Origin of the sequence: Methylophilus sp. 13 (assembly GCF_015354335.1) — a bacterium.
Taxonomy (GTDB): Bacteria; Pseudomonadota; Gammaproteobacteria; order Burkholderiales; family Methylophilaceae; genus Methylophilus; species Methylophilus glucosoxydans.
Window position 1 is genome coordinate 422800 of sequence record NZ_JADKYR010000003.1, and the last position, 26258, is coordinate 449057.

Annotated in this window: 27 protein-coding genes; 11 read left to right on the top strand and 16 right to left on the bottom strand. The window is 54.2% G+C overall.

The features are described 5' to 3' along the window. The first annotated feature begins 2 nt into the window (after window positions 1-2). Window positions 3-818 (top strand): DUF4198 domain-containing protein, encoded by an 816-nt coding sequence (locus tag INP77_RS09850; RefSeq protein ID WP_194748845.1) that lies wholly within the window; start codon window positions 3-5, stop codon window positions 816-818. Window positions 819-851: 33 nt separating this feature from the next. Next, entirely contained in the window at window positions 852-1070 is a 219-nt protein-coding gene (locus INP77_RS09855; RefSeq protein WP_194748846.1) for an RNA-binding S4 domain-containing protein, read from the top strand. Here INP77_RS09855 and INP77_RS09860 read toward each other — a convergent pair. Then, complete coding sequence (locus tag INP77_RS09860) at window positions 1067-2518, bottom strand: cobyric acid synthase (RefSeq protein WP_194748847.1); 1452 nt, start codon at window positions 2516-2518, stop codon at window positions 1067-1069. The two genes, INP77_RS09855 and INP77_RS09860, sit on opposite strands and share 4 nt — an antisense overlap. Window positions 2519-2520: 2 nt before the next feature. Between INP77_RS09860 and cbiB the strand changes: the two genes are divergently transcribed. Together cbiB and cobD are read left to right on the top strand one after the other, a co-directional pair. After that, window positions 2521-3474, top strand: a complete 954-nt coding sequence (cbiB, locus tag INP77_RS09865; protein ID WP_194748848.1) for an adenosylcobinamide-phosphate synthase CbiB — start codon at window positions 2521-2523, stop codon at window positions 3472-3474. Next, on the top strand, window positions 3467-4447 hold the full coding sequence (gene cobD, locus INP77_RS09870; protein WP_194748849.1) for a threonine-phosphate decarboxylase CobD: 981 nt from the start codon (window positions 3467-3469) through the stop codon (window positions 4445-4447). The genes cbiB and cobD overlap by 8 nt, the downstream gene beginning before the upstream one ends. Here the strand turns inward: cobD and INP77_RS09875 are convergent. Both INP77_RS09875 and INP77_RS09880 read right to left on the bottom strand, forming a co-directional pair. Further along, on the bottom strand, window positions 4433-5074 hold the full coding sequence (locus INP77_RS09875; protein ID WP_194748850.1) for an FMN-binding negative transcriptional regulator: 642 nt from the start codon (window positions 5072-5074) through the stop codon (window positions 4433-4435). The two genes, cobD and INP77_RS09875, sit on opposite strands and share 15 nt — an antisense overlap. Next, the gene (locus INP77_RS09880; protein WP_194748851.1) at window positions 5061-5309 is read right to left on the bottom strand and encodes a hypothetical protein; all 249 of its coding nucleotides are present in this window, start codon (window positions 5307-5309) and stop codon (window positions 5061-5063) included. The genes INP77_RS09875 and INP77_RS09880 overlap by 14 nt, the downstream gene beginning before the upstream one ends. Before the next feature lie 105 nt (window positions 5310-5414). Between INP77_RS09880 and INP77_RS09885 the strand changes: the two genes are divergently transcribed. Next, complete coding sequence (locus tag INP77_RS09885) at window positions 5415-6824, top strand: PLP-dependent aminotransferase family protein (protein WP_228518844.1); 1410 nt, start codon at window positions 5415-5417, stop codon at window positions 6822-6824. A 123-nt stretch (window positions 6825-6947) separates the two neighbouring features. Here the strand turns inward: INP77_RS09885 and INP77_RS09890 are convergent, their stop codons facing one another. The 3 genes from INP77_RS09890 to INP77_RS09900 all read right to left on the bottom strand — a co-directional run bounded on the left by INP77_RS09890 (window position 6948) and on the right by INP77_RS09900 (window position 8907). Further along, window positions 6948-8087, bottom strand: a complete 1140-nt coding sequence (locus tag INP77_RS09890; RefSeq protein WP_194748852.1) for an OmpA family protein — start codon at window positions 8085-8087, stop codon at window positions 6948-6950. 91 nt (window positions 8088-8178) lie between these two features. Continuing rightward, window positions 8179-8337 carry a DUF3309 family protein gene (locus tag INP77_RS09895; protein WP_194748853.1) on the bottom strand — a complete coding sequence of 53 codons (159 nt, stop codon included), beginning with the start codon at window positions 8335-8337 and terminating at the stop codon, window positions 8179-8181. A 171-nt stretch (window positions 8338-8508) separates the two neighbouring features. Next, window positions 8509-8907 (bottom strand): BON domain-containing protein, encoded by a 399-nt coding sequence (locus INP77_RS09900; RefSeq protein ID WP_194748854.1) that lies wholly within the window; start codon window positions 8905-8907, stop codon window positions 8509-8511. A 261-nt stretch (window positions 8908-9168) separates the two neighbouring features. Here INP77_RS09900 and INP77_RS09905 point away from each other — a divergent pair, with 261 nt between their 5' ends. Further along, window positions 9169-9393 (top strand): glycine zipper 2TM domain-containing protein, encoded by a 225-nt coding sequence (locus INP77_RS09905; RefSeq protein WP_194748855.1) that lies wholly within the window; start codon window positions 9169-9171, stop codon window positions 9391-9393. A gap of 105 nt (window positions 9394-9498) precedes the next feature. Here INP77_RS09905 and INP77_RS09910 read toward each other — a convergent pair whose 3' ends face one another. The 5 genes from INP77_RS09910 to INP77_RS09930 form a co-directional block, all read right to left on the bottom strand. Further along, the gene (locus INP77_RS09910) at window positions 9499-9744 is read right to left on the bottom strand and encodes a DUF2171 domain-containing protein (RefSeq protein WP_194748856.1); all 246 of its coding nucleotides are present in this window, start codon (window positions 9742-9744) and stop codon (window positions 9499-9501) included. 211 nt (window positions 9745-9955) lie between these two features. After that, window positions 9956-10537, bottom strand: coding sequence for an alpha-ribazole phosphatase (gene cobC, locus INP77_RS09915; protein ID WP_194748857.1), 582 nt, complete (start codon window positions 10535-10537; stop codon window positions 9956-9958). Continuing rightward, complete coding sequence (locus INP77_RS09920; RefSeq protein ID WP_194748858.1) at window positions 10534-11325, bottom strand: adenosylcobinamide-GDP ribazoletransferase; 792 nt, start codon at window positions 11323-11325, stop codon at window positions 10534-10536. The genes cobC and INP77_RS09920 overlap by 4 nt, the downstream gene beginning before the upstream one ends. Continuing rightward, entirely contained in the window at window positions 11322-12368 is a 1047-nt protein-coding gene (gene cobT, locus INP77_RS09925; RefSeq protein WP_194748859.1) for a nicotinate-nucleotide--dimethylbenzimidazole phosphoribosyltransferase, read from the bottom strand. Before cobT ends, INP77_RS09920 begins: the two co-directional genes overlap by 4 nt. A 126-nt stretch (window positions 12369-12494) precedes the next feature. Continuing rightward, window positions 12495-13955, bottom strand: a complete 1461-nt coding sequence (locus INP77_RS09930) for a DegQ family serine endoprotease (protein ID WP_194748860.1) — start codon at window positions 13953-13955, stop codon at window positions 12495-12497. Window positions 13956-14202: 247 nt separating this feature from the next. Between INP77_RS09930 and INP77_RS09935 the strand changes: the two genes are divergently transcribed. Further along, window positions 14203-15312 carry an HPP family protein gene (locus INP77_RS09935; RefSeq protein WP_228518845.1) on the top strand — a complete coding sequence of 370 codons (1110 nt, stop codon included), beginning with the start codon at window positions 14203-14205 and terminating at the stop codon, window positions 15310-15312. Here INP77_RS09935 and INP77_RS09940 read toward each other — a convergent pair. After that, on the bottom strand, window positions 15309-15779 hold the full coding sequence (locus INP77_RS09940; RefSeq protein ID WP_194748862.1) for a DUF2721 domain-containing protein: 471 nt from the start codon (window positions 15777-15779) through the stop codon (window positions 15309-15311). The two genes, INP77_RS09935 and INP77_RS09940, sit on opposite strands and share 4 nt — an antisense overlap. A 280-nt stretch (window positions 15780-16059) precedes the next feature. Here INP77_RS09940 and INP77_RS09945 point away from each other — a divergent pair, with 280 nt between their 5' ends. Both INP77_RS09945 and INP77_RS09950 read left to right on the top strand, forming a co-directional pair. After that, window positions 16060-18642, top strand: coding sequence for a chemotaxis protein CheW (locus INP77_RS09945; protein ID WP_194748863.1), 2583 nt, complete (start codon window positions 16060-16062; stop codon window positions 18640-18642). Continuing rightward, window positions 18642-20801: a bifunctional diguanylate cyclase/phosphodiesterase gene (locus INP77_RS09950; RefSeq protein ID WP_228518846.1), complete on the top strand. Its 2160-nt coding sequence runs from the start codon at window positions 18642-18644 to the stop codon at window positions 20799-20801. Before INP77_RS09945 ends, INP77_RS09950 begins: the two co-directional genes overlap by 1 nt. A 32-nt stretch (window positions 20802-20833) precedes the next feature. Here INP77_RS09950 and sbmA read toward each other — a convergent pair whose 3' ends face one another. Together sbmA and INP77_RS09960 are read right to left on the bottom strand one after the other, a co-directional pair. Next, complete coding sequence (gene sbmA, locus INP77_RS09955) at window positions 20834-22060, bottom strand: peptide antibiotic transporter SbmA (RefSeq protein WP_194748864.1); 1227 nt, start codon at window positions 22058-22060, stop codon at window positions 20834-20836. Between the two features lie 199 nt (window positions 22061-22259). After that, window positions 22260-22634, bottom strand: coding sequence for a hypothetical protein (locus INP77_RS09960; RefSeq protein WP_194748865.1), 375 nt, complete (start codon window positions 22632-22634; stop codon window positions 22260-22262). A 200-nt stretch (window positions 22635-22834) separates the two neighbouring features. Between INP77_RS09960 and INP77_RS09965 the strand changes: the two genes are divergently transcribed. Then, window positions 22835-23851 (top strand): trypsin-like peptidase domain-containing protein, encoded by a 1017-nt coding sequence (locus INP77_RS09965; protein WP_194748866.1) that lies wholly within the window; start codon window positions 22835-22837, stop codon window positions 23849-23851. Between the two features lie 29 nt (window positions 23852-23880). Here INP77_RS09965 and INP77_RS09970 read toward each other — a convergent pair whose 3' ends face one another. Next, window positions 23881-24315, bottom strand: coding sequence for a DUF3429 domain-containing protein (locus tag INP77_RS09970; RefSeq protein WP_194748867.1), 435 nt, complete (start codon window positions 24313-24315; stop codon window positions 23881-23883). Between the two features lie 147 nt (window positions 24316-24462). On the opposite strand from INP77_RS09970, the gene INP77_RS09975 reads away from it, so the two are divergent. Then, window positions 24463-25257, top strand: a complete 795-nt coding sequence (locus INP77_RS09975) for a MipA/OmpV family protein (RefSeq protein WP_194748868.1) — start codon at window positions 24463-24465, stop codon at window positions 25255-25257. Between the two features lie 38 nt (window positions 25258-25295). On the opposite strand, the gene INP77_RS09980 is transcribed toward INP77_RS09975, so the two are convergent. Continuing rightward, window positions 25296-26216, bottom strand: coding sequence for a PHB depolymerase family esterase (locus INP77_RS09980; RefSeq protein ID WP_194748869.1), 921 nt, complete (start codon window positions 26214-26216; stop codon window positions 25296-25298). Between the last annotated feature and the right edge of the window lie 42 nt (window positions 26217-26258).

Genomic DNA, 26258 nt, shown 5'->3' on the forward strand with positions numbered 1-26258 from the left:
GTATGAAAAGATTGTCCCTCGCCCTGCTCGCTTTAGTCACCGCTTTGGCTGCCGAGGCGCATGTGCCCTTTTTAAAACCTAACCAGTTCAATGTGACGCATCATCGGCTAACCATTGAATCTGCGTTTACCGAGTTTCCATTCCAGGCCGACTTCGCCATGGACTCGCCTAACTTCACCATCACGTCCCCTGCCGGCGAAGTGACTGCCATCAAACCGATCGCCAAAACCAAGGCGGCGGTGTATCTGGAGCCCGAATTAAAAGAAGAAGGCACTTACCGCATCAGCACCGGGCAGCGTGTCGGCCCGGTTTACAAAGCCGTCGAGACGCCGGATAAAAAACTGTATTTTGCGGCAGATATGAAACGGGTTAGCGGCAAGCCGACCACCATGAACTATTACAGTTATGCCGACACTTATATTTTCAAAGGACAACAGAAATACAAACCTGTGCCTTTAAACAAAGGCCTGGAAATTATCCCCTTGGCCTCGCCCAATGGTGTGCAATTAGGGGGTGAACTCAGCTTGCAAGTCCTCGAACATGGCAAGCCGGTGCCTAATGCACGCATTATCGTGGTTACCGATAACGAGCACTTTAGCAAGCGCCGCATGGAAGACCTTTACGATGTTGAAAACGTCAGACCGTCCAACCTCCATGCCAATCAGCAAGGTGAGTTTACCTTCAAACCACAAAAAGCCGGGTTGAATTTCCTGTTTGTGACGGTGCATCACCAGCTCAATGAAAACCTGTGGGAAAGCCTGAATGCTTCGCTGACGCTGGAAGTGAATTTACCGCCAGAGACGGCAAACAAGCCTTAAAATGACTGCTTTCAGGCATTGAAGGGAAACAGCATGCAAACGACGACTTTTGAACTGAGAGGCGAATACATCGCACTCTGTGACTTGCTCAAACTCGAAGGGGTAGCCGACAGTGGCGGTCAGGGTAAGTCTATGGTGGCGGAAGGATTGATCAAGGTTGATGGCGAAATTGAACGCCGAAAAACCGCCAAAATCCGCGCCGGGCAAGTGGTGCAGGCGTTTGAACAGACCATCCAGGTCGTGGCTGCTTAATCTGGCTTAAAGTCTTGCGGCAGATAAGCCGCCAGCGCGGACCAGTTGAAGTTCTGCTGCACACTGTCTGCCAATTTTTCCAGGCTCTGCTCACGCAATTGCGTGTAATCGTAAGCTACTTGCTCAGACAAACCAGCCCATTGTAACCAGGCAGCGCAAGCTTGCGGATGGTCAAACAGGCCATGGATATAACTGCCTGCCACCTGGCCATCTTCGGATAACGCCCCCTCTGCCTGGCCACTCAGCAGATGCACCGGGCGTGCTAATGCCCGTCCGGTACTGACGCCCATATGAATTTCATAGCCTTGCAATTGGGCATTGGCAAACGCCAACTGACCTGACACCTGCTTGAGCTGTTTGTGCGCCTCAAGGGTGGTTTCCATTTCCAGCCAGCCCAAGCCGGCACTACTGCCTATCTCGCCCTCCAGCCCTAGTGGATCATGCAATTGCTGGCCCAGCATCTGAAAGCCACCGCAAATGCCCAGCACTTTGCCACCATAACGCAAATGGCGCGCGATCCGTGGCTCCCAGCCATGTTCACGCAAGGCCGCCAGGTCACCGCGTACATTTTTGCTACCAGGCAGGATGATAAGATCAGCCGCCGGCATCTCTTCACTCAACCGCACAAATCTGAGATCGACCTGCGGGTGCAAACGCAAGGCATCAAAATCAGTATGGTTGGCGATATGCGGCAATACGGGCACGACGATGGTCAACTGTATGTCTGATTTGCGTGCGCTTGTGGTGGCTACCGCATCTTCGGCTTCCAGATGCAAGTCATGCATATAAGGCAACACGCCGATCACAGGTTTGCCAGTGCGTTGCTCCAGCCAATCCAGCCCCGGTTGCAGCAAGGCAAGATCGCCGCGGAATTTATTAATCACAAACCCGACCACTCTGGCCTGTTCGCTTTCAGATAACAACGCCAGCGTGCCAACCAGGTGCGCGAATACGCCCCCCTTATCAATATCGGCGACCAGAATCACCGGGCAATCCACCGCTTCGGCAAAGCCCATATTGGCAATATCGTTAGCGCGCAGATTGATTTCAGCCGGGCTGCCCGCCCCTTCTACCACGATGCAGCCATATTGCTGCTGCAAGCGCTGGTAGGATTGCAGCACGGCTTGCATGGCGGTCTTTTTGTAGTCGTGGTAAGTACTCGCTTCCTGGTTACCCACGACCCGGCCATGAATGATCACCTGGCAGCCAGTATCCGAGTTGGGCTTGAGCAAGACCGGGTTCATATCGGTATGTGGCGGCAATCCGCAGGCCATGGCCTGCACCGCTTGCGCACGGCCAATCTCGCCGCCGTCTTCAGTCACCGCCGCATTGAGCGCCATGTTTTGCGGCTTGAATGGCGCCACCGCCACCCCGCTGCGGTACAATACGCGGCACAATCCGGCCACCAGCGTACTTTTACCGGCATCCGACGTGGTGCCTTGAACCATTAATGTTTTCACTGCCTGCTTATCCATCCCCTGATTATCTCACACTCGCCGGGCTTGCCTGTGGCGCGGTGCTGCTGGATGCCTGGCTGGGAGAGCCTCGGCGCTGGCACCCATTAGTCGGTTTTGGCTGGTTAGCGTCCTCCCTTGAAAAACGGTTGAATCCCTTATCCATGCAACCGTTACGCAGACAATATATCAGTGGTATTGTTGGTGTGCTTCTGCTGGTGTTGCCACCCATTCTTGCGATTGTGTTGCTCATGAAACTATCCGTCTGGCTGGCACTTGCACTGCATGTCTATCTCCTTTACTTTGCCATTGGCCACCGCAGCCTGCACCAGCATGGCATGGCCGTTTATCACGCCTTGCAAGCAAACCTGTTTCAGGATGCGCAGGTTGCCACCTCGTATATGGTCAGCCGCGATGTGGAGGCGATAGAGCCGGTCAGCGCAACCATAGAATCCGTGTTGGAAAATGGCAACGATAGTGTATTCGGCGCCCTGTTCTGGTTTTTTGTCGCGGGCGGCCCTGGGGCGCTGGCTTACCGCCTTGTGAATACGCTGGACGCCATGTGGGGCTATAAAACACCACGTTATTTTTATTTTGGCTGGGCCGCCGCCCGGATGGATGATGTATTGAATTACATTCCGGCCCGCCTCACAGCCATCACCTATGCATTGCTCGGACACACCCGCTTTGCCTGGCAATCCTGGCGATCCCAGGCACCGTTATGGGATAGCCCGAACGCAGGCCCGGTCATGTCTGCAGGCGCAGGCGCACTCAACGTGCAGCTGGGCGGGCGCGCCCGCTATCATGGCGAATGGCATGAGCGCCCGCGTCTGGGCACCCACACGCCCCCTACTGCAGAGGATATCCCACGCGCCTTGCAACTGGTGCGCAATGGCATGCTGAGCTGGCTGATGGTGGCGCTATTGATTGGAGGGTTAGCCTATGCTTGAGCACGGCGGCAATTTGCAGCAAGCGGCACAGCAATACGGCAGACCACTGGCCGACTGGCTGGATCTCTCGACCGGCATCAACCCGCAACATTACCCGATCGCCGCACTGCCTGCCGACTTGTTTCATCGGCTGCCTGCTGCGGCGGACAGTTTGCACGCCATGGCAAAAGCCTATTACGGCGCACCGCATGTGCTCGCCTGTGCGGGCTCACAAGCGGCCCTGCAAGTGTTGCCGCGTTTGCGCGCGCCTTGCCACGTCGCCATGCCGCGCACCATGTATCAGGAACACGCACATGCCTGGCAACAAGCTGGCCACCAAGTGCACTTTTTTGAACAGTCCCCAGACGACGTCCTGTTGCAACAATGCGAGGTGTTACTGGTCTGCAACCCCAACAACCCGACCGGCCAGAAGTACGCCGCTGAGACGCTGCTTGCCTGGCATGCCGCATTAGCGCGGCGGGGCGGCTGGCTGGTGGTGGATGAAGCGTTTATGGACAGCACGCCACAACACAGCCTCGCCAGCCAGAGCGGTCAGGCAGGGTTATGGGTGTTGCGTTCACTAGGCAAGTTTTTTGGACTGGCCGGGCTCAGGGTCGGCTTTTTACTGGGGGAGCCTACGGCCCTGGCGCAAGTGGCCGCTCTGCTTGGCCCCTGGACCCTTGCCGGCCCCAGCCAATACCTGGCCGAGTTGGCCCTGGCGGATCGGTCATGGCAGCAACAGATGCGTGCACAGTTGCCTGTGCAATCGGCGAACTTAGCGCAACTGCTGACGCAATATGGACTGCCCGCTTACGGCGGCACGGATTTATTTCAATATGTGCAACATCCTTGCGCGCACCAGTTTCACCAGTCTTTGGCCCAACATGGTGTGTGGACGCGTTATTTTGCCGCGCCACAAGCGCTGCGGTTTGGATTGCCCGCTGAGGCCGACTGGCCGCGGTTGGCGCAGGCGCTGGGATCACTGGCCGTTTAACCCATTCACCGCCTGCACAATGGCAGCCAGGTCCCTGGCATGCAACGCCTCACTTGCCTGCAAACCCTGCCATACACCCTGCTGATTCTCCAGCGGCTGATTCTGGCTCACCTTCCATTTGCCAGTCAGTTGCGTGATTTCTATCGAGATGCCCACGGTCGCCTGCATCATCCGCTCAATATCGTCAGCCGGTGCATCTTCAAGCTGCCAAGGCTGTTCAAACTCGGCCTCATGCTGCGCAGTCAGCACCCGCAAATGCTCGCGCAACCAATCCGCCTCTTCAATCAACCGTAATTGACCTTGCACGTGGACTACCACGTAATTCCAGGTGGGCACCCCTTTTCCGCGCTGCGTTTTGCTGGGGTACCAGGAGGGCGAAACATACGCATGCGGACCATGAAAAACCGCCATCACGGCTTGCGCTGACGCACTCTGTTGCCAGTGTTGCCAAAGCGGATTGGCACGCGCCAAATGCCCGCATAAGCGACCGGCCTGCAAAGACAGCGGCACGTGGTTCACCTCCAGTCCGGTCGGCAACGAGGCAATCAATGTCGCAAAAGGATAGCGATGGATCAATGACAGCAGGGCTTCGTCACTCGGCGCAGAAAAATGTTTAGGGAGATACATTGGATTCATCCTGCGCCTGATTGGTGACAGGCGACAGCCACAACACCTGCCCCCTGACCATCACAGCCGCCTGTCGCGTTCGGTTACCAGGGTCGCACCCCAGAGGGCGAGTCAGGTTTTGCAGGCATACCGGCGGCTGGCTGGCGGATAGCGCTTGTTGGTGAAAGGGATGTGCAGGGATCACACATGCAGCCAGTAGTGTCAGCACCAGCACACTGCTCAGAACCAAAGACATGATGACGCTCCTTCATGAAAGACAGCGTGATCGTAATCGCCAAAGCCAGTACACTACATATACACTTTATGCATCAATCCACAAAACTGTACAGGCCCATCTACCATGCCAATCACACAGCCGTTAATCACCATTAACCCGCTTGAGCCCGTACCGCTGGTTGAGCAAATTGTCAGCGGGATCCAACAACAGATCGCACAGCGGGTGCTACGCACCGGTGCGCGCCTGCCGTCTATCCGTGATTTTGCCGCGCAACATGGGGTCAGCCGCTTTACCGTGGTCGATGCTTACGATCGCCTGGTCGCGCTGGGCTACCTGCTGTCGCGGCGCGGTTCTGGCTTTTATGTGGCGCCCGTCACCCCCTTGCAAACGCCGGTGACGGACACGTCTTATCTGGAGCGGGCAGATGATGTATTGTGGCTGTTGCATAATACTTTCAGGGATGTGCCAGAGGCGATCCGGCCGGGCTGCGGCTGGCTACCCAAGGATTGGCTGGATCAAAAAGTCATTCAAAAAAGCCTGCATGAATTATCCAGAAAGTCTGGCGGTTTTTTAACCAGTTATGGCGACGTCAGCGGCTATTTACCGCTCAGGCAGTTGCTTGCCCAAAAAATCCTGGGCGAGATCGGTATCCACGCTGAGGCCTCGCAACTGCTCATCACCAACGGCGCTTCGCATGGGCTAGACCTGATCGCCAGACTCATGATCAAAGCGGGCGATGTGGTGCTGGTGGATGATCCCGGCTATTACACCTTATTTGGCCTGCTCAAATCCATGGGCGCCCAGATTGTTGGCGTGCCGCGCGGACTCCATGGTCCCGATATCGCACAGCTGGAGCAGCTGTTGCACATACACAAGCCCAAGCTGTTTTTCACCAACACCGTGCTGCATAACCCGACCGGCACCAGCACCAGCCTGGCGGTGGCACACCAGTTGTTACAGCTGGCAGAAAAATATGGTTTTTATCTGGTGGAAGACGATATTTATGGTGACTTTCACCCGCAAACGGCGGTCAGGCTCGCCGCCCTGGACCAGCTCAACCGCGTCATCTATGTCAGTAGTTACTCCAAAACCATTTCTGCCAGCCTGCGTGTGGGCTTTATCGCCTGCCAGGCAGAATTGGCGCGCAGGCTGCTAGACCTCAAGCTCCTGACAGGGCTGACCAGCTCTGAAATCAACCAGCGCGTGATGTACCAGATCCTGGTAGAAGGCAGGTATCGCAAGCATATGGAGAAAGTACGCAACCGACTGGCGGTCAAAAGAGGGCAAGTCATTCAGGCGCTGGAGCAATGCAGGCTGACGCTTTACACCGAACCGGCCGGAGGCATGTTCGTCTGGGCAAGCCTGGGCCATGGCAGACAGGCGGCCGAAATCGCCAGTCGGGCGACCAGACAGAACGTCATGCTGGCCCCTGGCAACTTGTTCAGACCGTATCAGGAGCCTTCATCGTGGTTGCGCTTTAATGTGGCGCATTGCGAGGGCGACAAGGTATTTGAGCTATTAAGCACCGCCTAGCATCTTAACGGGTTTACAAAACCGACCTTGGGAATCGCACCTGACACATCCAGGTGGCGATGCTGGCAACGTGACGCTGCTGTCGCTCAGGGTTAACAAGCGACCCAAGAGTAGGCGTCGACGTTAAGAGCACCCGGGCCGGTCAGGCAACTGGTGCTGTGCCTGATCTTCGATGACCACGCGCCGATTGGGTTGCAAACACAGAATCAGTGGCTCTCCATGTATGCCCTGACAGCTGACTTTGGGATCGGCCTCGCCTTTGCCTACACTTTTCAGTCGGCCGGACGCTACGCCGGCCTGCACGAGATAGTCTTTGACCTGATTGGCTCTTTGTTCAGAAAGCCGCTGATTGTATTGTTGCCTGCCGATGCGGTCGCTGTAGCCGGTCACCATCACCAGCTCAAATTCAGGATGCGCGTTTAACTTGCTCACCACGTCATCCAGCAATGGTTTTGCGCCTTCACGCATCTGGGCTTTATCAAAATCAAACAGCTTTTCTGCCGACAGCGTAATTGTTTCAAACTGGGCTTTGCAATCGGGAGGCGGCGCGGCGACCGGGAGAGTCGCAGTTGTTCTGGGCTCAGTTTGTGTGGCTGTTGGCATGGGGCGTGTGACCGGGGCATTGGGTGGCGGCATGTCGTTTGCAGCTAGGATGGCCAGTGACGGTGCGCCAAAACGCCACATGCCGCCGATATTGAACAGATCGTTAGCAATGGTGCCTGAGGTATCCACGCTGGTACCCGGTGCATGGGCATCAGACTTTGACCATTGCCGTCGCCAATCCACCTGTACGCCAAAGCGATCGCTGATGATCCATTGCGCGCCCAGACCGGCATTGCCCATCCAGGAGGTGCGCATTTCATGATGCAGCCCAGGCAGATTGCTGTAATCCACATTATTACGTGCGACGCCACCGCCTATCAGTAGAAATGGCCGTAGCGCCTGACGGCTGAACAGATATAACACGTCAGCACCCAGGGTGATTTGTTTGTAATGCCCGCCGACGCCGGCGATGCCGGTATCTTCAGCCACGCGATTGTAAGTAAAACCGCCTTGCACATCCCAGTCAGGCGAGAGCTCCTTGCCCAGCTTGATAAAAAAGCCGCCGCCATGCTGTTTGGCATCCAGCTGGTCATCGGTGCGCAGGCTGCTGGCAACCGGTAACACATACCAGTCGCCCTGATACATCTGCCCGGCATGTACCATGCCGATATTCAGGGACAACAAGGTGGCCACAGTGATTTTTTTAAGCGGAACATTCATGACAGCAGGATGCATACGATGCCTTAAGTAAGTAAAAATGGGTTGCATGAACCAGTGTGCAAGCCTGGCCAAGCGACATGTTGTCAGTCAATTAAATCCGTCCGGTCAACAGCAAGATGAGCAACACCAGCAGTATCAGCCCCAGTCCGCCGCTGGGCAGATAGCCCCAGTTCTGGCTATGCGGCCAGCGCGGCAAGGCACCAATCAGCATCAATATAAAAACAAGGATCAAAATCTGTATCATGGTCATGGTCTTCTCCGTAGGCAGCGTCAGCAAGTGCGCTTATTGGTGCGTGATGTTGTCACGCAAGGCATCAATCTGGTCATGCGTGAGCGTGCACTCTGCCGCTGTATGGTTTCGAGTGATCTTCAATATGAACCCGGCGCATCTCCGCGCCTGAGTTTTGTCTCTGTTAAAAAACTACTGTATCTTCAATTGATTATCGACTTTGCTCACCTCGGGCATCGCTTGCACAATCTCCACAGCCTTATCGCGGCTGGCCAGCGAAGTGACCACCCCATTCAGAGTAACGACCCCGTTGAGGGTACTGACCGCGATATCCATGCTGGCAATACTGGACTCGGCCAGAAACGCAGCTTTAACCTTCGTGGTAATAGCCGTATCAGAGAGCGCTTCCTTTGCGGCATCCGTCTTGTTTTCCAGTGGGTCTTGGGCCTGGCCCAGACGCTGCTCGGCACTTTCGACGGCCTGGTCTATCTCCTTACCCACATCCTGTGCGTTCTTGGGGTCATTGCAGGCGGTCACGGCGAGACCACACAGCCCGGCGATAAAAATATGCCTGATTGCTAAACGATTCATTCCCTGCTCCTCAATTTGTTAACTGCAGCCAGGTGACGATTGCATCACGCCTGCCCGGCCATGCTGAAAACACAAGCTGCGTGTTGATTGCTGCCATTATTGGAATGAATGCACCCGGGGTCTGTGCGTTAGCGCGCTTAGCGGGCAGCCACCGGAATCATGGTCAGCCACTGCATCTGCAGCTAGCGCACAGACCGGGTGTTGATGCGGAGATAAGCTCTTTGTGTACGCTTACTCAACCCTGACTCAAGAGGTCTCAACATGAATACGATGAATCACAAAAGCAACAAGCTGCTGGCTGCCATACTGTTTATATTGCTGACAGGATGCAGTGGCATGACCACACGAGATAAAAGTACAGCGATTGGCGCTGGCGTGGGCGGTGTAGCGGGTGCAGTGCTGACGGGTGGAGGTGCACTGGGTACGGTGGGTGGGGCAGCCGTTGGCGGCATCATTGGCAACCAGATTGGCAAAGACAAAAAATAAGCGGCTAGCTATGCCGCAGCGTCCTCGGACGCTGTCGCCACTCACAAAAAAACATCCCCCGCGGCGGATGCCAACAAGAGATGCAAGACGATGCGCTACACTACTTTAGTTGGCCGATGCCGAGCTTTTCCAATCCTTCATGGCTTGCTCACCAGAGCGATCTACCTGAATCTGATTGTTTTCTGTTGAAACGACCCAGCTCAGCGGGATAAAGTGGTGCTGGCCGCTTTTATCCTTCATTAATTTAATCGTTTGCTCACCTTCCATATGGTCGACCTTGGCAAACTCATTGTTTTGCGAACAGACCACCGACATATCCGGCTTGATGTCACTTGCTTTGACTGTATTCATTGTTCTCCATTCCACTTGTACCAAGTGTTTGCGTTTAGGGCCTTAGAGTGTCGCAGCCTTTTTAAGCCCCGACTGTACGCTAGCCCACGCTTGGTCAGACAGCGACGAAGCGGAATTCCCCTCCTGCCAATGGCAGAACAGACTGGTTTTTAGAGACGCATGCGTGGTGACCCACATGGAGAGCGTGCCTGCAGGTGATACAAGCCTGATACTAACGATTCACAAACGTAATTTTGGGAATGTCCCCGAAAAATTCCATGCGGGTCAAACTGGCGTAATCGATATGCAACCGGAACAAGCCTTTGAGTTGCATATTCAGCACATGCGCAATCAGCGCGCGTATCATGCCGCCATGGGTGACCACCAGCACATGTTCACCGGCATGGCGGGCTTGTATCTCTTGCAAAAAGTCCACACCGCGCGCCTGTAACTGGGCAAAGGTTTCGCCTTGTGGCGGCGAAAGTTCGGCATAGTTTTTGGCCCAGACATCAAATCGCTCACGCGGAATATCGTTCCAAGCCTGCATCTCCCATTCGCCAAAGTGCAGCTCCTTGAGGCGCACATCGGCCTGAATGTCTCCGGCATGCCCCAGGCCGTGGGCCAGACCCAGTGCGAGTTTGTGGCAGCGCTGCAAAGGGCTGGTATAGAGGGCGTGGAAAGCATCGGCTTGCAGCTTTTGCTGCACGCTGGCCAACTCGTGATGAAAGTTGGCCGAGACATCGACATCGCTTTGTCCGTAACAGATGCCTTCAGCGATTTGTAAACTGGTGTGTCTCACCAACGTCAATTTCATGCCAAGCGCTCCCAGGCCAGCAGGCCCAAATAAAAAGCGACTTCAGTCAGTTGCTGTGTCGCACCCAGCGTATCGCCGGTATACCCTTGAATCTGTCGTAACATCGTTTGCCGCCACATCTGCCAGACCACGAGCACAGGCAAGCTGGTGATCAGTAAAAAATGTCCGGCAGCCATCAATGACTGATTGATGCCCAGCATCAGGGCAAAGCCCAGCCAGCACAGCAGGCCGAAGACGCTGGCGTATACAATATCCTGCCGGGTCAGCGTAGTGGCTAGCGGTTTGGCCTTGCCCGCAGTGCGCACATAGTTGGCCGTCGCCATCACATACACCGCCGCCAGTCTGCTCAGGGCATGGCTGGCAATCAGGGCAAACGGCAAGATAGCGGGCGCCAGCGCAGACAAAGCCTCAAACTTGAACAGCAAGATGCCCACCAGCGCAATGGCGCCGTAGCTGCCAAGGCGAGAGTCATGCATGATCTCCAGCTTGCGCTCGCGCGTCATGCCTCCGCCCAAGCCGTCCGCACTGTCGGCCAGGCCATCTTCATGAAAGGCGCCTGTGGCAAGGATGGTGGCAGCCATGCTGCACAACACGGCCAATGCCGGGTTGAAGAGCCCATGCGCCAGCCACCAGACCATGGCGGCCAGTAAGCCCACCAACAGGCCGACCAACGGGAAATAGCGGGCCGCCTGATTCAGATCACTTTCTTTAAAGTCAGGCAGTGCAGGCACCGGGATACGCGTAAAGAACCCCACGGCCAGCAAAAAGGAACGCCATTGCGATTTCACTGCACTTGCTCGCTGACGCCAGCACTCTCAAAGCTGGCCATTTCGGTGAGAAAGGCAACCGCAGACTGCAACAGGGGATAAGCCAGTACGGCGCCGGTGCCTTCGCCCAGACGCAAGGACAAATGCAGCAAGGGCTGCGCCTTGAGGTGCGCCAGCATGATGCCATGGCCACTTTCGTCAGAGCAATGTGCAAAGACGCAATAGTCGACCACCTGCGGATACAGCTTAGCGGCCACCAGTAAGGCCGAGGTGGCAATAAAACCATCAATGAGCAAGGTGACACGGGCTTCGGCAGCGGCAAGCAATGCCCCAACCATCATGGCGACTTCAAAGCCGCCAAAAACGGCCAATGCATGCAGAGGATCGCTGGCAGGCACATGATGCGCTTGCAAGGCGGAAGTGAGCACCGCCAGTTTGTGCTGCAACCCCTTGTCGCTGACACCGGTGCCACGCCCCACACATTGATGCATGGGTAAGCCACACAGCACACTCATGAGGCAACTGGCGCTGGAGGTATTGCCGATGCCCATCTCGCCCAGTGCCAACACATTACAGCCCTGGGTAATGGCATCCCTGGCAATTTGCGAGCCGCGGTAAATCGCCTGTGCGCATTGCTCGGCCGTCATCGCCGGCTGATGCAGAAAACTGGCGGTGCCCATGCCCACCTTGGCATCAATCAACTTGGGGTGCGGGGCGAATACGGCATTGACGCCGCTATCCACCACATGCAGCTCAAACCCATGCTGGCGCGCAAACACATTAATGGCGGCACCGCCATTTAAAAAGTTGAATACCATTTGCGCCGTCACCGCTTGCGGATAAGGGCTGACGCCTTCGGCGACGATGCCATGATCACCTGCAAACACCAGCATGGTGGGCTGTTGCAACACCGGATGTACGGTTTGCTGGATCAGCCCCAGTTGCATAGCCAGGGCTTCCAGCCGCCCAAGGGCGCCTAAGGGTTTGGTTTTTTGGTTGATCTGCTGGGCCAGCGCGGCTTGCAGGGTCTGGTCTTCGATGGGGGTGATTTGAAATGTTTGCATATTGTTATTTTACCGGGCAAAAAGGTCAGTCTGGCAGAATTGTTAAACGCTTTGGCGTCTACACCGCTGCCTGAATAAAAAAGCCCCGCAACTGCGGGGCAAATGGCTAAGGAAGCAACACGTGAATCAACCTATTTTAACGGGAACATAGAGTTTGCTGTCCCCACGCATGACCAATAGGGCCACATTCTTGCTGTTTTGCGTTAACTTGTCCTGCAACTGGCTGACGCTTTTCACCTGATCGCCATTAACGGCTAGAATGACGTCACCTGGCTGGATGCCGGCATTGGCGGCAGGACCTTTGCCCACCTCTTCCACCAGCAAGCCCTGCTTCAGTTGCGTCTGTGCCAGCTCTTGCGAAGTGAGCGGGCGCACACTCACCCCTAATCTGGCTTGCTTGCTATCCATGCTGGCAGCAGGGTCTACCTGCGCGGTTTGCATTTCATCAATACGCACAGTCAGTTTTTTGAGCTGTTTGTTGCGCCAGACTTCAACGCTGACCGTACTGCCCGGCTTGATACTGCCCACCATGGGCGGCAAGTCGCTGGAGCGGTCTATGCTCTGACCATTAAACTTCAAGATCACATCGCCAGGTTCTAGGCCGGCTTTATCCGCAGGGCCATTTTTCTCGACATTGCTGACCAGGGCACCATTGGGGGCCTGCAAGCCAAATGAAGAAGCTAAATCCTGGTTAATGGCTTGCACACCAATGCCCAGACGGCCACGGCTGACTTTACCTTTTTCGAGCAACTGCTGCTCAATGCCCATGGCCACATCAATCGGGATCGCAAATGACAGGCCCTGATAGCCACCGCTACGGCTGTAAATTTGCGAGTTAATGCCAATGACCTCACCATTCAGGTTGAAGAGCGGCCCGCCAGAGTTACCGGGGTTAATAGCCACGTCAGTCTGCAGGAAAGGCACATAGCCCTCGTCTGGCAAGGCGCGGGATTTGGCCGAGATAATGCCTGCCGTCACCGTGTTGTCAAAGCCGAAGGGCGAGCCTATTGCCACGACCCAGTCCCCCACATTGCTGCTTTTGGTACTGCCAATACGGACAGTCGGCAAATCTTTGGCATCAATTTTCAGCACCGCCACATCGGTCAGCTTGTCCACGCCGACCACCTTGGCTTGGAACTCACGCTTGTCAGACAGTTTGACGGTCACCACATCGGCTTTATCCACCACGTGGGCATTGGTCAGGATCACGCCATCAGACTTGACGATAAAGCCTGAACCCAGGCCATTCATCGGCGTTTCGGTTTGTGGCATATTGGGCTGAAACCGGCGGAATAACTCAAACATGGGGTCGCTAGGATCCATGCCCGGAATCCCGGCGGTTTTCACGGTGCCACTGACGCTGATATTCACCACTGCAGCGCCCTGGGTAGACGCGATACTGGCAAAGTTAGGCAGCGTGATATAAGCACTTGGCGCGGTCATGGTTTTGGCCGACACCGGCGCAGTCGCCTGCGCATGATTCACCAGCGTGTAGCCTTTCATCCAGTAGCCAGCACCAAACAGTGCTGCCACGGCCAAAGGCACAGACACCCAATGCGTCAATTTTGATTGTAAGAACGATTGCATCACAGTTTCCTTTCTTCTGCATCAATCAAGTTGTGTCCTTTCTTGCAGGACCATTCAGCGCTTATGAGCTTTAAAACAGGGCCTAAGTTTCCGAATTTTTGTAACCGAATTGTATCGGGAGAAATTCCCGCTCATCGTCACACCAACATCACCCCTAAAAAGGGTCCGTGTTACACTGCGGTCTTTGCTTTTTTGAATTGGAATGGCAAACCTCGCCCGTTTTTTAAAGCCTTATTGGCCGCGGCGCATGACCGGGTCGATGCGCGATTACGCACGGGCGGCGCTGGGCGCGGGCCTGGGGATTTTGCTCACTGGCGGGATGGCCGGCCTGGTCATCGCAGAAGCGCCAGCTGCAGACTGGCATACTGCTGTGTTCCTGATTGCGCCCATGGGGGCCTCCGCCGTCATTTTGTTTTGTTTGCCATCCAGCCCGCTGGCACAACCCTGGGCCTTGCTGGCAGGCAATACGCTGGCCGCCTTAAGCGGGGTATTGTTTGCACAATGGTTGCCAGATTTTCCGGTCGCCGCCGCAGCGCTTGCCATGCTGTCGGCGATTGCGCTGATGTTTGCCTTTCGTTGCCTGCATCCGCCTAGCGGCGCGGTGGCCCTGACTGCCGTGCTGGGCGGCGAATCAATCTGGCAACTCGGCTTTGGCTTTATCTGGTGGCCGGTGCTGGCAAACAGCCTGTTACTGGTACTCACAGCCTGGATTTACCATCGTCTGACCGGCTATCGATACCCGGTGGCGGATCATGACCATGCCGCAGCGACGCCCACGCATATGCGCTACCAGTTTGGATTCACGCCTGAAGATTTGCAGCAGGCACTGGGGCAGTCTCACGAAGTGCTGGACATTCACCCCTCGCAATTACAACACCTGCTTGAGCAAACCGAATTGATTGCCTACCACCGTAAACTGGAGGCGATTACCTGCGAACAGATCATGCGGCCAGTGGAGACCACCTTTGAATATGGCGACCCTCTGGAAGCCGCCTGGCACACCATGCTGGCGCAGACCGAACCTGCGGTGCCTGTAGTCAACAAGGCAAAGCTGGTGATAGGGATATTGAGCCTGTCAGACTTTTTGCGGCATGCCCAGGCGAGCAGTTATCGCGAAGTGGGGCCTGCCCTGCAGCGACTGATCCGCTGGTCACCCACCACCCATAGCGACAAAGCGGAAGTTGTCGGCCAAATCATGACCACGCCAGCTATCACCATCCAGGCCCAGATGCATCTCATGCATACCATTCCGCTCATGACCAGCCATCACTTGCAACTGTTGCCCGTGGTGGATGCCTCCAACAAACTGGTCGGCCTGCTGACACAAACCGACGTGATCCGCGCACTTTACCGCTAGGACTTGCCCGCCTGCTTGCGCGCCGGTTTTTCCAATTGCTGATACGGCACGATCACTTCGCGTGAGGCAAGCACAATCTCGCGCAAGAAACACAGCAGTCCCAATATCAGTGACGCCATCGAGATAATAAACGACACCATCACCAGATGCGGCAAGCGCAAGCCGGTTTCCACCGAAATAAACATGCTGGCGATAGAGACACAAATACACAAGGCGGCAAACGTGGCCAGGCCAATCGCCCGGCGTAGCCATTTGGTGCGCCTGACAATAATCTTGAGCTCATCCTTGAACCGCTCACGCTTCTCCTCCGGCGTATCGGTTAAAAACCTGGCACGGTCAATTGAGCGGCCCAGGCGGCCAATTAACACGCCGAGAATCGACCCGATGCCAGTGAGCAAAAACACGGGTGCCACTGCATCACGGATCGCTTCCGACACACTGTGGATTTCTATCATGGTATTAATCATGCGCTGGCGAACTCAGGAAAAAGGAAGGCCTATTTTGACATGAAAAACACCAGACACGCGTGCACCATTTTAGCCAACTGCGCACCAACACAAGGCATGCGCGCAAAGCAGGTAGCGTTTATTTGACCAATCACCAGCGAAATCATGTCCCTCAGGTTTTAATATTTAAATAAAAGCATTTTTCTTGCCATTGTTTTGCAATTCGACCCCGCTAAATGGGAACCATTCTTGCTATAAATAGGCGGAATTAATTGCAATCATGGAAGAACACTAGAAATATATGCACCCACAACCTTTGACTGAAGAGCTCGCCAGCCATTTTAAAAAGGTCAACGATTTCCGTTCACACATCTACCAGCTACAAAATGCCTGGGACAGTCTTGCGCTGATGGCGCAACTGTCCGGCACCGGCTCCGAAATGGAAGAAACACGCACGGCATTCAACAAAATCTCGAATGCCGTGTTACGCCACCTGTCAGAAGAAACCTTGCACAAAACGGCGGCACAGCTGACATCCAAGGCATTTGAGGTCATTAACCTGCTGATCCGCAACCTGTTTGAACGCACGGCGGATATCGGCTTTTTTGCCACCGACGATGATGTCAGGGGCTACCTTGAAAAACATGCGGCAGGCGCAGTCACGGCGCATGAGCAATTGCGTATCACGCACCGCTTTCAGGAATATCAAAACAAATATACCGTCTACGAAAATATTGCCCTTTTTGATATGGCGGGCAACTTGCTGCATCAGCTGGATGCCTCTCAGCAGACGCTGGTAGACCAACACGCAATTTTCAAGCTGGCAGCACAATCCAGCGCGCCGTATGTCGAGTATTTTTATGAAACGGAAATCAACGGCAAACCTTACCAATCCCTGATGTATGCGCATGAAGTGCGCAGCAGTGATGGCCTGCGGTCTTTAGGCGTCCTCTGCTTGTGCTTCAAGTTTGTGAACGAACTGCAAACCATTTTTCAAAACCTGATTTCTGGCTCGGACTGGACCATAGGCATCCTGCTGGATGAGCATCGTCACGTGATTGCATCTAGCGATCCGCACCAAATCCCCATTGGCATCACCCTCTGTGCAGACACGGACAAGGACTGGTTTGTGGCGCGATTTGCGGGCCGTGAATACCTGTGTGTCACCAAGCAGGCCGAGAATTATCAAGGCTACTCAGGGCCAGGCTGGCTGGGACAAGCCATGATTCCGCTTGAGTATGCATTCAACCAGAGCATGCAGGGCATGATCAGCAATATTGATGCGGAAATCTTGCGCAAGGTGATGCGCAGCCCGCTGATTTTTTCTGAAAGCCTGCTGAATATTCCAAAACAGGCGGCCAACATTCAGAGCAAGCTGAACCAGTCGGTGTGGAACGGCAATATCTGGCAGAGCAACTACGTCAACACCCAGCAAAAGAACTTCTCCAAAAGCCTGCTCTCGGAGATCAGCAATACCGGACATAAAACCCAGCAAATTATTGAGGGCATGGTCTCTGAGCTGTATCAGACCGTGGTCTCGGTGATGCTCGAAAACTCCAGTTTTTATGCGCAGCTGGCGGTAGAGATCATGGACCGCAACCTGTACGAGCGAGCGAATGACGTCCGTTGGTGGGCACTCACACACGTCTTCAGAGAGTGCCTGGGTAATGCCCAGCTCTCAGCACAGGATAAAAACCAGATCAGCTCAATTCTGCGCTACATCAATGGCTTGTATACTGTTTATGACAACCTGATCGTCTTTGACCGGCAAGGCACGGTGATTGCAGTGTCCAACCCACGTTACAATGAGTTGATCGACAGTCAGCTCACCGAAGAATGGGTAGGCCGCACACGCAGCTGTACTTCCAGTCAGGACTATGTGGTGTCGCAGTTTGAACCGACGCCCTTGTACAACCATCAGGCAACCTATATTTACGCAGCGCCGATCCGGCATTTGGATGGCAACAGTATTGTCGGTGGCATAGGCATTGTGTTTGACAGCAAGCCGCAATTCCAGGCCATGCTCCGTGATGTGATTCCACGCGACAAAACCGATACCCCGGTCAGCGGCAGCTTTACGCTGTTTGTCAACGAACAGCTCAAGGTGATCTCCAGCACGCATGCAGACTTTGCCACCGGCGATGACTTTGCGTTGATGCCGGAAATCAGCAATCTCAATGAAGGCCAGCGACTGTTTGATATTGCCATTTACCATCACACCTACTATGCGGTAGGGGTGCACGCGGCGTATGGTTATCGTGAATTCAAGGGGGCAGAAGACGACTACCGGAATAAAGTCTTTGCCTTGATCTTTACCCCGCTTGGCAATGTCAACGAAATCAACCAGCGCATCACGGCAGAGTCGCAGGTCATCCACAACAAATTTAACCCCAACCTGTTCCTGCAAAATGCTGAAGACAGCCAGGAGTACGCAACCTTTTATGTCGGCAACAGCTGGCTAGGGATAGAGGCCCGCTTTGTCCGCGAAGCGATTGACGAAGTGCAGTTACGCACGCTGCCAGAGTCGGCGCCTTTTATTGCGGGCATGCACCCCTATGGCGATCAGGTCATCCCTATTATTGACCTGGCGCGCATGCTGGGTCACGCGCACTACTTTACCGATTACCGGCAGATTGTGGTGATTGAAGACAAGGCAGCCGCCCTCAAATTCGGGGTCTTTGTCTCGGCGCTGGGCGAGATTCCTTACCTTGCCCCCAACCAGATTCAGCCCATGAATACTTTTTTCAAGGGGATTAGCAACAACCCCGGCATTGCCATTGCCAATCTCGCCCAGCAAAGCATGCTGACCCTGATGAATGCCCAAAGCCTGTGGGAAAAAGTCACTATCGGCCAGCAAAGGCAAACTGAACAGGCGATGCTGTAATGCGTGGCCAGATCAACTGGGACATGATGCAAACACAAATCGTCGATGCCTTAATGACCTCACAGCAACAACGGCTGTTGGATACGCTACTGGATAATCTGGATGGCATGATATACCGCTGCCTGTATGATGATCAGTGGACCATGATTTATGTCAGCAAAGGCTGTGAGTCGCTGACCGGCTATGCTCCGCAAGACTTGATCCTGAACAAGGTCAAGTCCTACGAACGGATCACGCACACTGAAGACCGTGCACAGGCGCGCAAAATCATTCATGAAGCGGTCAGTCGCAAACAACGGTTTGCACTTGAATACCGCATTGTGCGTGCCGATGGCGAAATCAGCTGGGTGGCCGAACGCGGCAGCGGCGTCTTTGATCCCGAGGGCAAACCCGTCGCCCTTGAAGGCATTATTCAGGACATCACGGAACGCAAACGCATTGAGCAGGCGCTCTACAGCACCGAGCAAAAATACCGCTCCATGTTCGAGAACTCGACGCTTGGCATGTTCCAGACCACAGAATCTGGCACCTACCTGAATGCCAACCTGGCGCTGGCCAAGCTCTATGGCTATGCCTCGCCGGCGGAGCTGATCAGCGACCTCAACAATATCAGCACGCAACTGTATGTAGAAGACAGCCGCCGTCACGACTTTACCGAAGCCATCCGCCTGCAGGGGCGTGTGCAGAATTTTGAGTCGCAAGTCTACCGGCTGAATGGCGAAACCATCTGGATCTCGGAAAACGCGCATGCCGTCTATGATGCACAAGGCAGTATTCTTTACTACGAGGGCACGGTCGAAGACATCACCGACCGTAAAAACTATGAGTTGCAAATCCGCCAACTGGCGGTGACAGACAACCTGACCGGGTTGTTAAACCGCCATGCTTTTAGTGGCAAACTGGCCAGCCTGATTGCAGAAGCCGACAAGTTTCACTACAAAATAGCGATTGCCTTTATTGACCTCGACCATTTCAAACTCATTAACGACACGCTGGGCCACCGTGCCGGTGACAAGCTGCTGGAGAACGTCGCGCAACGGCTGATTCAGAGTACACGCCCGACGGATGCCATTGTGCGGTTTGGCGGCGATGAGTTTGTCATGCTCTACCCCGGCCTGCGCTCGGCAGAAGATGCCCAACCCTTGCTGTCACGGGTCATGGAAGCCATTTCGCAACCGATTGCCATTGGCGACTATGTGTTTAACATGACTTGTAGCGTTGGCGTCAGCATCTACCCGGACCATGCCCAAGACATTGATACCTTGCTGACGTGCGCCGACTCTGCACTGTATAGCGCTAAAAATGCCGGTAAAAATAAAGTGCAAATGTTTAGTGGCTCCCTGGCACAGCAACTGGGCGAACGTAACGAAATTGAATATGGCCTCGGACACGCCCTGCAACGGCAAGAACTCATGCTGTATTACCAGCCGCAAATCAATATGCAACACGGCAATATCAGCGCGCTGGAAGCCCTGATCCGCTGGCAGCACCCGGAGCGCGGCCTGATCCCGCCTGACCAGTTTATTCCGGTGGCCGAAGAAACCGGCCATATTTTTGCCATTGGTGAGTGGGTCTTGCAGACTGCCTGCAAGAAAATCAAAGCCATGCAAACCGAATGGGGCTATCTGGTGCCGATTGCGGTCAATGTCTCGCCTATCCAGTTTTTGCGCGGCAACCTGGTGGAGACGGTGCAACGGGTATTAAGGCAGGAACGCGTCCCGCCACATTTGATTACGTTGGAAGTGACCGAGAATGCGCGCTTTAAGGATGAAGCCATGTTTACGCGGACATTGGAGCAACTCAAGCGTCTGGGCGTTTGTATTGCCATTGATGACTTCGGCATCGGCTACTCCAATATGGCCTATCTGAAAAACTATCCGATTGACGAACTCAAGATTGACAAAGCGTTTGTGCAGGACCTGGAACAAAGCGTGACCAATGGCAATATCCTGCTGGCATTGATCAATCTCGGTAAAAGCTTGCATAAATCAGTGACCGCAGAAGGCATAGAAAACGAGTACCAGCACCGCTTTTTATTGCACAGCGGCTGCGATGTCGGCCAGGGCTATTACTACAGCAAGCCCTTGTCGGATGAAGCGCTGGCACAGTTCATGCGCGAGCAACGGCCCAAATTTGACCATTTGCAGGTGAGCCGCTAGGCGGTCACCTGTGATGTCCAGCTTGCAACCGACTAAGCGTTGCTGCGCTCGATTTCAGGCAGCGCTTCGTGTTTAATGGCGGCTTCAAATGCAGTCAACCGTTTGTAAACCGACAGCAGCTCGACAATGGTGGTCCAGGAATTGACCAGATATTGAAACGAGTTACTCACTTGTGAGAACGCCGTCAGAATCTGCTGCAAAATACCAAACGTGATTTTACCCGCCGCAATGGTAGGCACCAGAATCAAGTAGGCAAAGATATTATCCGCCTGCAAATACAGGCTGCGCGCCACATTGAAATACATGTAGTGAAAATACAAGCGGAAGTAGTTTTTACGCACATCCAGAAACAAGACTTTTAGCGTCTCAGGTTGCGCGCGTGCCGGGTCATCTTCGCCATACACCAGCTCTTTACGATACGCGGCTTCTACCCGCTGGTTTCTGAATTCCAGGCCTGGCAACTTAATCCCGACCGCAGCCAACAAAAAGGTACCGAACACAGACCAGGCAATTGCCGCCGTGAACAGCGGCGCAGGCACCGCCCCAAACACGGGCAGCTCACTTACATACGCAGACAAGCTCCACAACACCGGCAAAAACGCAAACAAGGTCATCACCGCCTCCACCATAGACACGCCCAGGCCCTCCATGATGGTCGCAAAGCGCATGGTGTCTTCCTGTACCCGTTGCGATGCACCTTCAATGTTGCGCACCTGCGGCCACTGGTGGGTATAAAAATCGTTCATCGCCGTACGCCAGCGGAAAATATAGTGGCTGACAAAAAAGCGAGTCAGGACATAAATAAAAATCGCCACGAACGCGATTTCGGCAAACTGTAACATGAGGATATACAACTGCGCGGTCGTGACCTTGGAGTTTGGCGAAAGCGCCGCTTGCACCGCATCAAAAAAAGGCCGGCGCCAGTTATTGAGCGCTACCGATACCTGCACAGAGTAATAGGTCGAGAACAAAATAAAGGCGCTACCGACAATCGACCACCATTGCCAGCGGCTAGGTTTAAGCTTGAACCACATCAGCGCAAAAATCGCGACGCTCACCAGGTAATACAGATAAAACAGCTTGAACGGGTCAGTCACAAAATGCCCGAGTCCGATCACCGGCTCCTTCTCTACCATGGATAAACCCAATGCCGTACCAATGGCAGAAGAATACTCGAACCATATGCCGCAACAGACCATTGCCCACAGAATGACAGACGGCCAGAACCAGCGGGAGTCGGGAAAAAAGGATTTGAACATAGGCGATTGATATTCTTATTAACAAGTGTTCAGTGTATTGGCTCTTGCCCTGGCCTGCAACAAGGTCATGCAATCAGATTGCATCAAGTTTTGCAGATCAAATAACGTACGGCAACAAAAAAGCCCCCATGTGGGAGCTTGAGTATTGTGCGGGCAAAATGTTCAAATCTTTTACATAGCCGATTTTAAAACGGTCGTGTTAACTGTAATTGCCTCTAAAGCAGCAACCTAAAGGGGAGTTGCTTTGATAGCTGGCGCGTTGAAGCATGACTTTAGCCTTGGGTGAAGATTTGTGGCTGACCAGCCGCCGTTTTACCGGCGCTTTTCTTGCAGACTCCACCTTACCGGGTGTGGCTTGAACTGGCGTGGCTTGTGCGGCATCAGCCATGGCGTCACTAGCCTCAGCCAATTGCACGCGCTGCTCAGGCTCAGGCTTAGCCCCTTCACCTGCATTCACAGCTTTAAGAAAATAACGGTTATCGGCAGGCGCTTCATGTTCAAAGGTAATCATCATCAAGGCCAACATGTTGAGGAAAATCAGTTTGGGAAGCATATACGATTTGTGGGAATGCATTTTATGCTCAATATTTGAAGGTTGAGTCAGGCACCATCTTAATGGTAAGCGCCGCACTTAGACGTAGGCTGCCGCTGATTTGCCTGTCAGAAAATGCTTACTCGCACCGCACCGAAAACGTTTTTGATCCTGACAGGTCTTACCGCTTAGGAATTTGTTACTTAAACATCCGACAGACCTGAATAAAGAATAGAGGGGTTATGAAGTCAATCTTGCTCACCAGCTTGCTTTTGCTGACCAATGTTTTAAATGCTCAGCCCAGTATTGTTGATACGCTGGAACTCGGACACTCGATTGTCATGGTCACCACCGATTTGCCGGATGGCTCAAACGGCAGGGGCTCTGGTGTAGTGGTCAGCCCCGAATACGTGGCGACCAACTGTCATGTGATTGCCAATAGCAAAGGTGTGAATATCGCCAAATTTAGAGATGGTTATCAGCCGATAGGCCTTAAAGCCAACTGGAAACGCGATGTCTGCCTGCTCAAGTTTGACCCGCTGCCGTTCAAACCCATCCCCATGCGAGACAGTCAAAGCCTGCAATATGAAGAAGAAGTCTTTAGCATGAGTTTTCCAGCCGGTGCGCCGGTGCCCCAGCTGTCTTATGGCGCGATCAAGGGCATTTATCCGTTTGATGGCAGCCTGATTGTGCGCTCTAACGCCTCTTTTTACATGGGCTCTAGCGGCGGCGCCTTGTTTGACCAGCACTACAACCTGATCGGCCTGACCACGTTCAAAAGCCCGGGCCAACCAGCGTTTTATTACAGCCTACCGGTCGAGTGGATCAAGGAGCTGATGGCGGCGCCTGAAACCACGTCACTCAAAACCAATGATGTCCCTTTCTGGGCGTTGCCGCTGGAACAACGGCCTTATTTCATGCAGGTGGTAATTCCCTACCAAAATGCAGACTGGCGTGATTTGAAAATCATTGCCGGACAATGGACGGGCCAAGAACCGGCTTCTGCCGATGCCTGGTATTTTTTGGGGCTGGCGGAAGAAGGCTTGCAGCATTATGTGCAGGCAGAGCAGGACCTGAAAAAAGCCTATGACCTTAACCAGCGCGATGTTGATGCCATGCTTGCGCTGTCCAGAGTCGCTTTTGTGCAAAAAGATCTGGCGACGCTTGAGTCTATACAGCCAGCGATTCAGGCGATAGACCCGGAACAAGGCGAAAAAGTCACGCAACAAATCCAGGCCTTGAAGCAAGCCAGTCCCTGAGTTGGTCTAATCTGACGCTGGCCTGGCTTTTAAAACTGCAACACCAGCATCGCGCACAAACACACTGTCACCAGCAGCGTGATTTGTGTGCGCAACTGGTAAAACCAGCGTTCAATCAGCCCCTCAGCCACCAGCTTGCGGTCTATCAGCCATAAAACGATAAAGGCGGCGATCTGCACCAGATATTGGGTGACCGGCACCACAAAAAACAGGGTAGCCCAGGCAAGTAGGGCCAGCAAATTGCTGGTGACCAGCAAATTCAGGCGGGTGTCTTGGGCATGGTTCAAAAACAAGCCCCAGTGTATCCCACATAAAAATGAGATAATAACGGCGCCATAGGTCAGCGCCAGATAGCCGGTATGATAGTGCGCCATCCCCTGCATCTGCGCCACCACGGCGCCCGCAAAAGGCAGCGCGCCCATAAAGGTCAATGTTTTAGCCAGCTGAATATGTATAGGTCGCATGTGTTTTCTCCTCTTTGCAGCGATGTGACCATGGTCAATCATTTTGGTTTTGGGGCTGCAGACGAAAAAGCCTGCATGGCATGCGGGAACTAAATCAGCAGTTAAGCGCTCATGCCATCAACATAAAATAATACACGGATACACACCATGAACTTTCATCACGCATTGCCCGTGGTTGGCACTTGTATGGCCATCACCTTCTTCAGTCCCCTTACGTCTGCCGAATCCCGCATAGACCGGCAAACAGAAACTGCCGTGCCCAGAGCACAAAATCTTTATGGGATTGGCGTTGGCGTCCTGCCAAAGACCTCTGGCTCGGATGAATACCGCGCGCTGGTGTTGCCGATTATTAACGCGAATTATGGCGACCGTTTTTTTATCAATGCCCTGCAAGCGGGCGCCTGGTTAGTGGATAGCGAGGATAAACGCTTACGCTTTGGCCTGTCTGCCGAGGCCAAGTTTGGCTGGGATGCCAGTAAGGGCGACCGTACGCGCGGCATGGATGACCGTGACTTTTCGATTTTTGTTGGGCCGCTGCTCCGCTGGCAAACAGACTATGGCACATTGAATGCGCAATGGACCACGGATGCCAGTGGCAACAGTAACGGCCAGCAGTTTCAGGTGCAATACATCAAGAGCCTGTTAAGGTCGCCAAACTTGCGCCTGAACGGCCTGGTGGGGGCGACCTGGAACAGCCAGAAATTCAACAACTATTACTTTGGGGTGCGCAACAATGAAGTCAACGCCAGTCGGCCGTTTTACCGCGCGGGATCCGGCGTTGAATGGCAGGCAGGCATCAATGGCATGATGCCTGTGATGACGAATCACTCACTGCTGTTTGGTGCATTCATCACCCGACTCAGTGATGAACAATACGACAGCCCGATCACAGAAACACGCATACAGCCCATGGCTTACGTCGGCTATAGCATCCCGTTTTAACATAAATCGCCCATTGCGGCGTACATGCCGACGGAGGCTTAATGGCGGCCATTAGCATTGAAAAAGGCCCAGATCACGTCGTTGGCGTCAATCGCCGTTGATCCAGCCTCCCCACCACGGGGTTTGCTGCCCCCCGGCCAGGAATGTCCGCCGCTGTCGGTGACACAAAGCTGCACGGGCGCCAACCCGCCACGATGCACCTCACAATAGGCACCGCTGACTTCAAGGATACGCTCCGCCTGTGGATTGGCCTGGTTGAGCTTTACCCATTTCTGGATAGTGGCAGGCACCGAATTAAAACTGACATCTGTCATGGATTTCTCGCCCGGACCGCCATTGAATGGGACATGGTCATCGTCTTTGGCGTGAATATGCAAAATCGCCACCGGTTTGCTGGGCCGACATTGCCTGGTATTGTCTGTCCCGGCGACAGCTGCGATCGCACTGATGGTGTCTGACAACTCGCAGGCCAGCCGATAAGACATCATGCCGCCATTGGACATGCCATCGACAAAAATGCGGTTGGCATCAATGGCTGTCTTTTGCTGCATGGCTTGAATCATGGCCCGGATCGCGCCCACATCATCGCTTTGTTTTTTGAGCGCGGGACCACAACAGTTACCGGCATTCCAGGTGGCGAACTTGCCGCCCGGCAACCGGCTGTAGCCATTAGGAAACACGGCAATATAGCCGTGTTTTTCGGCCGCAGAAATCTGGTGATAAAACCGTTCGGTGGCCTGCACCTGCATATTGCCCATCCCGCCATGCAGCACCAGCACCATGGGCAAGGCCTGGCCTGCGCCGACCTGCTTGGGCACATGCACGAGATACTCGCGCGTCTCACCACCAACATTGACCCCAAAGGCATGATCGCCAGAGGCGAGAGTTGCCAGGCACAGGGCGGGCAAACAGGTTACACTGCACAGCAAATACACCATCAAGCGCCGAAACCAGGACATGGGGACCCCCTCAACCAGAACAGAATGTTGTCATGAACGCTC